The 12,756-nt window shown below is 45.1% G+C and carries 9 protein-coding genes; 4 read left to right on the forward strand and 5 right to left on the reverse strand.

Going from position 1 to position 12,756, the window contains the following annotated elements; all coding sequences use genetic code 11:
* Positions 1-186 precede the first annotated feature (186 nt).
* On the forward strand, positions 187-660 hold the full coding sequence (locus tag ACR6Z4_RS13555) for a GNAT family N-acetyltransferase (protein WP_479717815.1): 474 nt from the start codon (positions 187-189) through the stop codon (positions 658-660).
* A 51-nt stretch (positions 661-711) separates the two neighbouring features.
* Here ACR6Z4_RS13555 and ACR6Z4_RS13560 read toward each other — a convergent pair whose 3' ends face one another.
* The 5 genes from ACR6Z4_RS13560 to ACR6Z4_RS13580 form a co-directional block, all read right to left on the reverse strand.
* Complete coding sequence (locus ACR6Z4_RS13560) at positions 712-1,158, reverse strand: SLATT domain-containing protein (RefSeq protein WP_479717816.1); 447 nt, start codon at positions 1,156-1,158, stop codon at positions 712-714.
* A gap of 33 nt (positions 1,159-1,191) precedes the next feature.
* On the reverse strand, positions 1,192-2,664 hold the full coding sequence (locus ACR6Z4_RS13565) for a CoA-acylating methylmalonate-semialdehyde dehydrogenase (protein WP_479717817.1): 1,473 nt from the start codon (positions 2,662-2,664) through the stop codon (positions 1,192-1,194).
* A gap of 8 nt (positions 2,665-2,672) precedes the next feature.
* Positions 2,673-5,165 (reverse strand): glycosyltransferase, encoded by a 2,493-nt coding sequence (locus ACR6Z4_RS13570; RefSeq protein WP_479717818.1) that lies wholly within the window; start codon positions 5,163-5,165, stop codon positions 2,673-2,675.
* A gap of 255 nt (positions 5,166-5,420) precedes the next feature.
* A complete protein-coding gene (locus tag ACR6Z4_RS13575) occupies positions 5,421-6,410 on the reverse strand; it encodes a glycosyltransferase family 2 protein (RefSeq protein WP_479717819.1) in 990 nt (329 codons plus the stop codon).
* Between the two features lie 19 nt (positions 6,411-6,429).
* Positions 6,430-7,578, reverse strand: coding sequence for a hypothetical protein (locus ACR6Z4_RS13580; protein WP_479717820.1), 1,149 nt, complete (start codon positions 7,576-7,578; stop codon positions 6,430-6,432).
* 304 nt (positions 7,579-7,882) lie between these two features.
* Between ACR6Z4_RS13580 and ACR6Z4_RS13585 the strand changes: the two genes are divergently transcribed.
* The 3 genes from ACR6Z4_RS13585 (at position 7,883) to ACR6Z4_RS13595 (ending at position 12,754) form a co-directional block, all read left to right on the forward strand.
* Complete coding sequence (locus tag ACR6Z4_RS13585) at positions 7,883-8,866, forward strand: glycosyltransferase family 2 protein (protein WP_479717821.1); 984 nt, start codon at positions 7,883-7,885, stop codon at positions 8,864-8,866.
* A gap of 62 nt (positions 8,867-8,928) precedes the next feature.
* Complete coding sequence (locus ACR6Z4_RS13590; RefSeq protein ID WP_479717822.1) at positions 8,929-9,852, forward strand: class I SAM-dependent methyltransferase; 924 nt, start codon at positions 8,929-8,931, stop codon at positions 9,850-9,852.
* A 229-nt stretch (positions 9,853-10,081) separates the two neighbouring features.
* On the forward strand, positions 10,082-12,754 hold the full coding sequence (locus ACR6Z4_RS13595) for a glycosyltransferase (RefSeq protein ID WP_479717823.1): 2,673 nt from the start codon (positions 10,082-10,084) through the stop codon (positions 12,752-12,754).
* Positions 12,755-12,756 lie beyond the last annotated feature (2 nt).

Below are 12,756 nucleotides of genomic sequence, written 5' to 3' on the forward strand. Positions count from 1 at the left end.
CAACCCATTATTATTCTGGTTCTGAACGCATCGCACTATACCCATCCCTTAAAACTAGACAACCTGGGGTGTGTGGGACTCTATCCTACGCACCCTGTCTGACCAACAGAGAGGGTTCTAGGGCTGCGCCATTACTAGGGATAAAACCCTTGCAACCCTTATATCCTCTTGATAGGACCGCACTCTATGGATATTGTTATCCGGTCTGCCCATGCGTCAGATGCTGAACCCGTCGGCAAAATCTTAGTTGAGTCAAATCGATTTCATGCCGCTTTGTTACCTCATCGCTTTCAACGGGCAGATCCAGTTATGACTCAAGCCTGGTTTGATGAGGTGGTAAACAACCCCTGGATCACGCTGTTTATCGCAGAATTAGACGAAAAAATTGTGGGCTTACTGTTAGTTTCGATAGCAACTCAGCCAGATGATCCGATTTTTTGCGATCGCACTTACGCCTCTATTGACGAGCTGATTGTGACCGAACGCTATCGAGGGCAGGGTATTGGACGGTTGCTGATGAACCGCGCTCAACAATGGGCGATCGACCATCAAGCCAGAAACATAGAACTTCAGGTTTGGGAAAGCAATGTGTCTGCCCGTTTGTTGTACGAAAAACTGGGTTATAAAACCATCCAACGTACCTTAAGTCTAGAACTGTAGTAGTTTGGGGTAGCGCGGCGGAGCCGCGCTACCCCAAACCTGACATGATCCTTAATTGATTCCTTTAATTTTTTTCCACTCTTCTAAACTGGTTTTGAGCACTTGATTAATCCGCTCTTTATAGTCTCTTAATTGCGATTCCGATAGGTTAGGATTCACCGATAACTCATATTGCAAATCCCGTTCGATATCTCTCAGTTGAACCAAAACAATCGTTTCTTTAATCCACAATCGTTGCGGTTCAAAAAAAGCCTCGTAAGCTGTTAAAACCGTAATCGATGTACTAAAAACAAGAGCAATATTTTTTAATACGATGGGATAATTTGATCCTTCCCAGCCCAGCAGGATCGTCGTAAGAGCAGCCAGAAAAGTCGTTAACAGTTTCATCCACAGGGCAATGTGTTTATGGCGTTCGCGATCGCCCTTGTATCGAGTAATCAACGTCGCTAATTCGTTGACAATAAGTTGGGCGGGCGAAGGAAATTCAATCGGACTCATGGTTAGTCATTCAGCGATCGCAGCAGCATTATGCTAAAACTGCCTTGACCAATCTTGCAACCATCGCTCAACCACCACTTTAGTTTGGGTAAAAAATTCGACCGCATGGTGCCCTTGTCCATGCAAATCGCCATAAAAACTGTCTTTCCAACCACTGAACGGGAAAAACGCCATCGGCGCAGCAACGCCAATATTGATGCCAATATTCCCTGCCTCTGCTTCGTAGCGAAATTTGCGGGCAGCGGCACCATTGTTGGTAAATAGACACGCCATATTACCCCAATGCCCGCTGTTGACGAGGGCGATCGCCGCTTCAATCGTCTCGACATGCAGCATCCCTAACACAGGTCCGAAGATCTCCGTGCGGGCGATCGCACTATCGGGTCGAACATCTTGCAATAGCGTTGGTCGGACAAAACTGCCCTGCTCATATCCCTTAATCGTGGGTTGACGTCCATCAACAATGGCATTAGCGCCTTCATCAATCCCTTGTTGGATCAGCCGTTCAATCCGTTCCTGGCTTTGATGGTTGATCACGGGTCCCATCTGCACACCTTCATCTAACCCAAACCCTACGACACGAGCCTGAGCCGCAGCGGCGATCGCTTCTGTAAACGGTTCCCTGGCTTGCCCCACGGTTACGGCTAAAGACGCTGCTAAACAGCGCTGTCCAGCACAGCCAAAAGCGCTATCCATCGTAATCCGGGTGGTCATCTCCAGATCGGCATCCGGCAGAATGATCAGGGGATTTTTGGCTCCGCCCTGACATTGCACCCGTTTGCCATTGGCAGCAGCGCGGGTATAAACATACTTGGCGACCGGACTGGACCCGACAAAACTGATGGCACGGATGATGGGATGGTCGAGAATCGCATCAACGGCTTCTTTCGAGCCATTCACCAAATTCACCACCCCTTTCGGCAATCCAGTTTTATCTAATAACTGAAACACCTTTTGCATCGTCAGCGGCACTTTTTCGGAGGGTTTGACGATGTAGGTGTTGCCGCAGGCGATCGCATAGGGCATAAACCAGAAAGGGATCATTCCGGGAAAATTAAAGGGGGCGATCGCGGCAGCAACTCCCACAGGTTGACGGATCATAAACTCATCAATACCCCTGGCAATATCCTCGGAATTGTAGCCCTGCATCAGAATGGGAATGCCACAGGCAACCTCAACATTTTCGATCGCCCGTTGAATTTCACCCCGCGATTCTGCCAACGTCTTGCCACATTCCAACGTGATTGTCTGCGACAGATCCTCAAAATGTTCTTCCAATAAGGTTTTTAGCTTAAACAAATACTGCACACGCTCGGTGGCTGGCGATCGCCGCCAGTGTTGAAATGCCACTGCTGCGGCTTGGGCTGCCTCATCCACTTCACTCGTCAGTGACAACGGCACATAAGCCAATACCTCATGAGTTGCCGGATTGACTACATTGAGGAACTCGGGCGAGGTCGAAGATTTCCACTCACCGTTGACGTAATTCTGTAGATGCTCAGTCATGTATTCCCTTATTCCAGTGCCTTACTGTATGCCTGATAAAGCCGTTTGAGGTAATTTTCCATGCTAAAAAATTCGGCATTCTCTTTGCCCATCTCAGCATAGCGATCTCTGAGATATGGATCTGCTATAAATGTCTCCATTTTCTGGCGAATATCGACAACATCGTAAGGATCGACGTAGAGGGCAGCATTGCGGCAAACTTCTGGCAAACTGGACGTTTGCGTTGTGATCACGGGGCAGCCAAAGGTCATGGCTTCTAGGGGAGGTAAGCCAAAGCCTTCATACAACGACGGGAAGACCAGGAAATAGGCACCCCGGTACAGATATTTAAGACTCTTAACCGGAACGTACTCTAATAGTTTGACTTTTTTCTTCGATTCTTTGTCAAACAAATAGCTAACTTTGGCAAGTTCATCTTCCCACAACCATCCTTTTTTACCGACGATTACCAGGGGCATATCGGTGTCCATGGTGGCATAGGCATCGAGCAAGCGTCCGACATTTTTCTTGGGTTCGATCGCCCCAACAAATAAGATATAGTTGCCATACTCCAAGCCATAGCGTTTGAGGAACTCTTCTACATCTACATCATCGAGTTCTTCATACTGCAAGGCGATCGGTTGATAGGTGACTACAATCTTGTCTGGATCGACATCATAGAATTCCAATAAATCCTTTTTGGAATGCTCTGAAACGGTGATGGTAACAGCCGATTCTTTCAATGCATCGCGGATTTTGAAGTAGAAATTTTCCTTGTCATCGAGAGTCGCGTAGGGCAATCGCAACGGAATCAAATCATGCACCGTGGTAATTTTTTTAGAACCACGAATTTTGATTGGTAGAGGATAGGTGACGTGCCAGATATCGACTTTTTCAGAGATATGAAAATTGGAAACAAAATTCAATTTGCGATACAAAATATTGGCGACGTCGTAACACTGAGGCAGGTTAAACGACTGAGCATATTGCATAAAATCTTCGCCATATTTGCCCTGCGTCACCACAAAATCGGTTCGACTTTTCCGGCGTTTTGCCTGATAGAGCGGTCCAACTGAATTTTTGATCAATCCCTTTGTGACATCGATCAGATCGAGCAAAAAACTACCATTTCTGACCTGGTTATCAAAAAACAAGACTTCATCCAAAATCTCGTTGATCTTAGAAGCATTACGGCTGAGTAATACATCTACGTTCGCTCCCAGGTGGCTGAGTCCCTGGATCAGGCTGGTGCTGTAGGTTTTAATGCCCGTACCCGAGGTCAGTTGCAGGTTATATCCATCAACCAAAACTTTGGTACCTGCCAAACTTATATCTGCCGGTAAGGAAAAGCTAGGAGGCTCTGGTTCCGCATCATCAGGCTGTGGCGATCGCCTTGCATCTGCTTTATTCCTACGTTCTCTCACCGATAACGACTGAAGAACGGGTAGAGCATCAGGTTCCACCTCAGCCACCCGAATGCCACCCCAGATAGTATCGTCTTTCTCATCCTCAAATGTTCGCACCAAACCAGGTACACAAATCACATAGCCTCCCTGTTTGACGACTGATTGGGGCGACCATGCTGTAATCCACCAGTCTTCTTCTGTCCCTCGTCCAATGATGCGATCACGATCGCTCAATTCTGGCGTAGGAATGGGTAACACGGCTGCCCAATAATCACGATGGGCATGGAGATGAATTCCCGGTAGCGATCGCTTCAGGCGCACTTCATAACCAGCGATCGCTGTGGTGCCAAAATCGGCATGTTCAGCGGCATCTCGACCCGAAAGTAAAGGACGATCTTGTGCATCTCCGATCTGGGCTAACGTAACGAAGAGGTCGGGATGAACTTCGACAGCATCACTTAAACACGAAATCCACTTAGCCTTTGGATCTGCCAACCAATAGCTGATGCCCATATTGATCGCACTGGGTTTACCGCGATCGCCTGGAACGTTCAACAGCGTCACCTGGTGGCGATCGGCAATGTGCTGATTCAGTGCATTATTTTCAGGCGTTGACCCCGCATCTACCACAATGATCGGCACACCCAAAGCTTTGATCTGAGGGAGCGATCGCTCTAGCGCATCCGGGCGATCGCAGGTGATTACCACAACCCGATGGGTTTGCAGGATGGAACTCTCTGAAGGGGTCGGTGCCATCAATGCCGGAGTAGGAAACTGCGATCGAAATAGTTGCAGTTGCTCGTCGTTGTCCAGCAAGGTCATGCGCGCCGGTGCCCGTTTGGCAAACACACCAAAGACATCGTTAAAGAAAATAAACCAAAACCGTTCTATCACCTCTGCCCCAAACGCAGGCTCAATTTCCGCCAACATGGCTTTGTGCAACACGACAAAATCGAAGTCGTGGGCAGGCAGGGTGTAGGTGATGTTGTAGGGATAATTGCCAGGAAAGAAATCCAAAAATTCGTTGGGTGCCAGAATTGTTGCAGTCGGCTTGGCATACTTGGCTAGAAAAGTACGAACTTCGAGCCATTGAGGGTCTTCAACGGGAAAAGGCATGTTGGGCTTGTACCTGTACTAACGCGGATTGGGTCTTGTCGTTTCTACCACCAAACCTTAACTTAAGGCAATCTTGGGCAGTTGGCTATTAGCTTATGGCTGTTAGCTGTTGGCTGTTGGCTGTTGGCTGTTGGCTGTTAGCCCGTAGCTGTTGGCTGTTAGCCCGTAGCTGTTGGCTTATGGCTGTTAGCTGTTAGCTGTTAGCCGCTAGCTATTGGCGAAGAACCAGTTCTCGTTATGGTTAGGAGCATTTGACTAATCTTCAGGATCAGTAGGTAAGCCCAATCGACGCTTAACTCGAAACCAGAGCGATCGCAGTTGCCAAAATTTGCTGGTTTCCATTGCCTTAATCTTGCTTTCCAGGGTTGACTTAGCGTGGTGTAGCGATTCTATGTCTGCCTTAAGGCTGGCAACTTCGTCTCGAAACTGGGTAATTCTTGCTTCCAACCCCAGGATGTCGCGGTAACGGGCGATCGCCAGTTGATTCGTGCGTTCTAGTAAGTCATATTTGTCGATAAATGACTGTTGCAACTTTGCTATACGCTTGCTCAACCATTCCTCTTGCTGATAGAGCGGAATAGAATTTTGAATGGCAAAAACTTCTTCAAACAATGCCCGAATATTGCTAGAAGCACCGCCATGAGAATAGGAAACGAGAGTACGAGGATAGTAATGTAATGAGATGGTTGAATCCTGGATGAGTCGAGAAAACCACTCATAATCAGATGCGATGCGATAGCGTTCATCAAACAATCCCTTTCGGGTAAATAAATCCGCCTTAAAAAAACTAGCCGGTTGGATCAAACATTCTCCCAAACACACCATTTCTTCCAGCATGGCTTCCGGGGCAGCAGGTTTGTGAATGGAGGCATCACCGGAGAAGAAACGCGCTTCATGATCGCCATAAACAAATTCACACCCTGGATGGTCAATCACAAACTGAACCAGATCTTCAATAACAGTTTGATCGAACACATAATCGTCAGCATTGAGGAAATATAGAAACGCACCCGTCGCTAACCGGATGCCCTTATTCATCGCTGAATAAATACCATCATCCGGTTCACTAATCAGGATAGAAATGCGATCGCTGTAGGCTTTCAGAATCTCTTGTGTTCCATCTTCTGAAACACCATCAACCACAATATATTCAATCTCCGGATAAGTTTGCGAAAGAACACTTTGAATCGTTTGTTCGATCGTTTTTTCAGCGTTTTTGCAAACTGTAATCACAGAGACTTTCATGCGATCGCTCTACATAAAACTATTCTTCGACAGGTAATCCTACAAGTCGCTTTATGCGAAACCAGAGCGATCGTAACTTCCAAAACTTACTGCTTTTAATTGCTTCTATATATGCCTCAGATTGACTGTGTTTAGACTGAAACTTTTTCACACGTTCTCGTAGTTTTCGTACCTTTACTTTAAGCTGTTGAACATCATCTTGAGCTTTGCTTAGTTTAACCTGTGTGTTTTGGAGTCGTTGTTTGAGCAGAACGTCTGCTGAGGAAGGATCAGGTGGAGTAGGTGGTAAATTTACATCATCCGGAGAAGGCTCAGATGGAGTAGGTGGTAAATTTACATCATCAACAATCTTAGAATCCTGAGATGGAGTTAAAACTCTATAAGCAGAAACCTGATGAAATCTTATCTCATCTCGTGGAAACCCAAGAATCTTATCTATGTCTGGAATATTAAAAAATCGTTCACATGAGAATGGTTCAGAAAACAAATCGGAATTGACCAAATCCTTACGCACATAAAATCCATTGGGTGAGTAAAGACCACATCCAACTAACACCATTCCTTTGCGATCACAAAGCTCTTCTAATGATTTTATTGAAGCGCCAAAACTCCCATCTTTATAATCCCATCGATAGTCAGTGTTGTAAGGCATAATGTAATGTTCAGGCGGTGGAAAAGCAGGATTATGCTCAATACATAGCACTCTGGGATTAATTACCGAAATAGCTTCGTAAACATAGTAATCATTGCTGTCAATGTCAACAGACAGCAAATCAATTTCTCCAGTAATACCTGCACTTTCAATCAGTTGATTTATATTTTCAGCAGTAACCTTCTCTTCAATAAATTTCAATTGTCCTGTGGCTATTTCTTGACTACGACGTTGACGAATTTCTGCGGCATAGTAAGAGAAGGATTCTATCCAAAGTCCAGTCCATCCTTGCTCTAATAAATAGCGTGTATTATTTTCTTCCCCAATTTCCACCCCAAACTCAACAAACACTCTGTTTGTTATGCCAATACGCCTGAAAATTTCCTCAATAATTCCATCTTCATCTGCCTGAGAGAAAACCTTATAACCGAAATGTTCTAGACGTCTAGCATCTTCGCCTGCCCGCGCTTGGCGGTCCATAATAATCTGCTGAATTGATAAATATTTATCGCTCATTTAATCTTCACTCGATACATTTTTCTAATGCTGAAAATCTATAAAAACAAAACTATCGGGGATTAATAGCTAGAAAGAGTTGAACTTGTTTGTTGCCGGAAGATTTGTTGCCGGAGGAGAAGGATAGAAGTCAGGTCAATTCCCTCCATATGATAAAGTGCTATGAAAAGATGTCAATATATTACGGTTAAACTGTACCCTCGTAGTAATGATCCTATGGAGACTTGATTCTTTAGCGGTTTCGCACTATAGGGGAAATCGACAGAGCTATAAGCTCATAGGAGCATCAAAGTAAGGTTATATCATGAAAATCTCAATCATTACGGTCTGTAGAAACGCTGAACTCTGCATTGAAGCAGCCATCAAAAGCGTTGTCTCACAAACGTATCAAAACATTGAATACATCGTGATTGATGGAGATTCTCAAGATAAAACGAAAGCAATTATATCTCAATACTATGGCTCAATTAGCAAATTTATCAGCGAGCCAGATGCTGGGGTTTATGAGGCAATGAATAAAGGGATTCGTTTGGCCTCCGGTAATTTCATATACTTTTTGAACTCAGATGATTCTCTGGCAGATGAGCACATCATTCAAGATATGGCGCAGTTTCTTGCAGAACATCCAGAATGTGATTTTGTATACGGAAATCTGCTATTTCAAGTCGATACTCCATCTGGGGTATACAGTCAGCTAATTACGTTTCCCGAGCCAGACGGGATTCCTGACCATTTAATTTGCGATTGTTTGCTGCATCAGGCGAGTTTTGCCAGGACAGATTTGTTCTCCAGGCTAGGCTATTTCAACGAAAACTATCAGATCGGGTCAGATTATGAATGGTTTCTTCGGTTGATTGGCGATCGCTCCATTAAGCTTTGCTATTACCCACGAACTGTGGCGTCTTATAATGCAGGCGGTATGTCAAGTGATATGGAGAAAACACTGGTAGAGATGTTTGAGATTCAAAACAAAGCAGATGTATACCAGGATGTGTCCTGGCTGCAAAAACGAATTCGCAAATATCAAGACATACTCATCAATCCCCATGGGCGTTTTGGGCTCCATCGAGGAACTCCTCCATCATCAAACCAGCCAGAACTAGAAGAAAAAATTCAGCAATTAACTCAGCATATCAACCGATTAAAGCGCAGAGAGCAAACGCTGAAACAGGAGCTAAGTCAGGCAGAGTCTGTGATTGAAGCCATGAAAACCAGTAAGTTTTGGCAGATTCGTCAGGGTTGGTTTCGATTTAAACAACGGATTGGTCTAGCTAGCGATAACGAGTAAAAGACTTACAAGACTGACAAAATGTGATAACTAGTGCTTTCAAGAGTTAGAGAGGAATCAGCATGACACAATCAGTTAGTTCGTTAAAACAGATAATAGATGAGATTGGTCAATTGCCTGAAGATTGGCATCTGGCTGGCACAGTGCACCCCAGCGTTCTTCATGCCATTGTTAAGTATGCTGGGGATAAAAAAGTAGCGCATTCCGTAGAAACAGGATCTGGGAAGACAACTCTAGTCTTTTCTCAGATTAGTCTTGATCACAAGGTATTTGCTTTGGATGCAGGCAATAAAAGTATTGATTCAGTTCGTGCTCATCCATTGTTTAAGTCAGAAGTAGTTGAGTTCATTGAAGGTCCATCTCAAAAAACGCTGCCACCTTATCAGTTTGACAATAAGATTCAGATGGCTTTAATTGATGGCCCTCACGGTTATCCTTTCCCAGACCTGGAATATTATTATCTTTACCCCCAGATGGCAGAAGATGGTGTGTTAATTGTTGATGATATTCATATTCCAACTATCCGAAATTTATATAACTTTTTGAAAGAAGACAGCATGTTTGAACTGCTGGAAGTTGTTGAAACAACAGCTTTCTTTAAGCGAACAAATGCTGAACTGTTTAGCCCCATAGGTGATGGTTGGTGGCTACAACCCTATAACAAAGCTCGCTTCCCAGTACAAACAGATGCTCAGAAAGCAATGGCAGAATTGGCAATAGCCAATTCTGAGACAGTAGCACAGCCGGCAACAGCAGAATCTGTGAACGTCGCTCAAATTGGAGAATCAGAAGATGCTGCCAAAGCCCAGGAGATGCAACTTAAGCTACGCAAAGTTGAAGCTGAACTCCGCACCATGCGCTCGGAATTGGAGCGATCGCAAAACAGGATTGTAGCTATGGAAAGCAGCAAATTTTGGAAGTTGAGGCAGTTATGGTTTCAATTGAAGCATCGGCTTGGTCTAGCAGACGATAGTGAAGTGGAGTGATGAAAAATCACTATCGATCCCGAATTAAATAGTATTGTAGTTTGGGTGTCCATGTAGTCTATAACAACGCCCACTCAAACGGGTAAGATACCTATCCTAAAAGAATTACAGTTCATTGAATTCATCTTCCTGTACAATTCAGGATTGGACTATCTATAGAGTTGCATCCCATTTGTCTCTTTGCCTTGATTTGCTGAATTGATGATGTGTGGAGTGAGCCCCAAAAACTATGACAGGTAGTTCCATAGCAGCATCTAAAGCTGCCCTAGTTTTCTTCCCACACAATCCTTATCCCGCTCAGTCTGGTGCCCATCGACGGTGCCTTTCGATGTTGGGCGCGTTGCAATCTCTTGGGTACAAGGTGACATTGCTGAGCTCCACCCAATTTACAGATAGTCCCTGGACACCTGACAGCGTTCAATACTTTCAAGAAACGCTCGACATTGCAGTTGAGCTTCATCAACCAACAGAGTTCGACTATTACTACACAGCCTATGCCGGAGAGCGGGTTGGACAGGTAGTAAACTTTGCCATGTTTGCTCCACCGGGGTTGCGCGATCGCTTTCGCCAGACATTTCAGGCGATCGCCCCCGATCTAGTGATGATCAACTACTCCCTTTGGGGCGGGTTAGCGGTTGCCCAAGAGTTTCAGTCAGCATTGAGGGTGATTGATACCATTGACCTCTACAGTCGCAATCTCAAGATGAACTATGCGCTACACCAACATGCCCCCGAAACGCCTATTCATCTTAAAGATATCGATTCTGTTTTTGTAGATGAAGAGTTTTTCTCTCAGTTTGATGTAGATGCCACAGCCGATGAGTATTGGATTTATAACCAATACGACTGTACCATTGCTATTTCTCCAACTGAAGCCAAGGAGATGCAGCACCATACGCATCATACGTTTGTCGAGTATGTCCCGATGGCGTTTGATCCAGTACAGATCAATAACACATACACCAGCGATCCGCTGTTGGCTATTGGTCCAAATCCATTTAACCTACAGGGCTATTGTTATTTCGCTAAACAAGTATTACCACTAGTTCTCAAACAGTGCCCAGAATTCAATCTGAATGTGGTAGGTTCAAGCTGTCAACATTTAAAGGCGATTCCTAACACCAAGCTGTTGGGATTTGTGCATGATCTGACACCTCTCTATGCCGAAAGCCGATTTGCTATTTGTCCGTTGATTGGTGGTACAGGGCAACAAATAAAAATCGTAGAAGCCATGGCTCATGGAGTGCCAGTCATCGTATTGAAAAATTTGGCAGAAAGCTCTCCCATTCAACATGGCATTAATGGCTTGATTGCTCAAGATGCTCAGGAATTTGCAGATTACACTATCCAACTCTGGCAAGATCAAGAGTTATGCCGTCGCCTCGGAGAAGCTGCACGGCAAACGATCGCCCAATCCTTTTCAGAGCAACGATTGGTTGAAACGCTTGGTGTTGCTATTACTCAGGCAACCACTCGTATCAGTCAACGTCCTGCCAAGCCATACCCTGTTGTAGTCATTGATGGGGTCTTTTTCCAAATTAACAAGACTGGAATAGCTCGCGTTTGGGCATCTGTGTTAGAGGAATGGAGCAAAACTGGATTTGCCCGCCATGTCGTTGTTTTGGATCGCGCTGGCACTGCCCCTAAAATTCCGGGGGTGCGTTATCGCTCAATTCATCCTTATAACTACAGTAAAACTGCTCTGGATGCTGAAGTTCTCCAAGCAGTTTGTGATGAGGAAGGCGCAGATCTGTTCATTTCAACCTACTACACCACGCCAACATCTACGCCATCAGTATTCATGGGCTACGACATGATTCCAGAAGTTCTCAAGATGGATTTGAGCACTCCAGATTGGCAAGAAAAACGATTTGGCATTCTCCATGCATCTCGATATATCACCATCTCTGAAAGTACAGCCCGCGATTTGATACGATTTTTTCCCCATATTCCAAAGGAGTCCGTTACCGTTGCGCATTGTGGCATCGATCCCCTGTTCTCCCCGTCCACACCCGATGATATTCAGCAATTCAAGACCAAGTTTAAATTGACCAAACCCTACTTTCTGCTAGTAGGTGAACGTGTTGGCGTGGATGGTTACAAAAATGCCGCATTATTCTTCAAAGCATTCGGGCAACTTGAGAATCGGGCTGGCGTAGATGTAGTGTGTATCGGTGGAAACGAGCAGTTAGAATCGGAACTCAAGGTTCTGGCTGAAGCAGTAACTATCCATCTGTTACGTCTCAATGATGAAGAGTTGAGGCAAGCCTATTCAGGAGCGATCGCTCTAGTCTATCCATCCCTTTATGAAGGATTTGGGTTACCTGTGGCAGAAGCAATGGCCTGTGGCTGTCCTGTAATCACTTGCCATAATTCCTCTATTCCAGAGGTTGGTGGAGATGCTGCTCTTTACGTTCATCCTGCCGATGCCGACGGACTTGCCCGTGTCTTGAGACAGGTACAAGATCCAGAGATGCGTCAACGACTGGGTGAAGTTGGGTTACAGCAAGCTCAAAAATTCTCCTGGTCTAAGATGGCAGATATTGTGGCTAACGTCCTGTTGGATACTGTACAACACAAGCAAGTCAACCAGCATTCTCCAATACCTCCAGTATGGGCAGAGTTTAGAAAAGTTCAGCACCAATTGCAGCATACTGTTGCTGTTCCGACGGTTGATCCCTCTCAATTTCTAGCCATGCAGACAGAGTTTCAATCCGCCCAAGATGAGTTAAAGTCATTGCGGCAACGATTTAAGCAAGCTACATCTCAATTAGAAGCGACCCAGATAAAGCAACAAGAAGCGGAAGGTATGATTGCTGCAATGCAAACCAGTAAATTTTGGAAGATGCGATCGGTGTGGTTTAAGTTTAAGAAGATTTTAGGGCTGGCTAGCAACGATTAAAT

The organism is Calyptranema fuscum S582 (genome assembly GCF_055793305.1).

Bases quoted from the DNA above. Each gene is read 5' to 3' on its own strand.
- ACR6Z4_RS13595 (WP_479717823.1), top strand. From the start codon at position 10,082: ATGACAGGTAGTTCCATAGCAGCATCTAAAGCTGCCCTAGTTTTCTTC.
- ACR6Z4_RS13585 (WP_479717821.1), top strand. From the start codon at position 7,883: ATGAAAATCTCAATCATTACGGTCTGTAGAAACGCTGAACTCTGCATT.
- ACR6Z4_RS13555 (WP_479717815.1), top strand. From the start codon at position 187: ATGGATATTGTTATCCGGTCTGCCCATGCGTCAGATGCTGAACCCGTC.
- ACR6Z4_RS13580 (WP_479717820.1), bottom strand. From the start codon at position 7,578: ATGAGCGATAAATATTTATCAATTCAGCAGATTATTATGGACCGCCAA.
- ACR6Z4_RS13575 (WP_479717819.1), bottom strand. From the start codon at position 6,410: ATGAAAGTCTCTGTGATTACAGTTTGCAAAAACGCTGAAAAAACGATC.
- ACR6Z4_RS13565 (WP_479717817.1), bottom strand. From the start codon at position 2,664: ATGACTGAGCATCTACAGAATTACGTCAACGGTGAGTGGAAATCTTCG.
- ACR6Z4_RS13590 (WP_479717822.1), top strand. From the start codon at position 8,929: ATGACACAATCAGTTAGTTCGTTAAAACAGATAATAGATGAGATTGGT.
- ACR6Z4_RS13560 (WP_479717816.1), bottom strand. From the start codon at position 1,158: ATGAGTCCGATTGAATTTCCTTCGCCCGCCCAACTTATTGTCAACGAA.
- ACR6Z4_RS13570 (WP_479717818.1), bottom strand. From the start codon at position 5,165: ATGCCTTTTCCCGTTGAAGACCCTCAATGGCTCGAAGTTCGTACTTTT.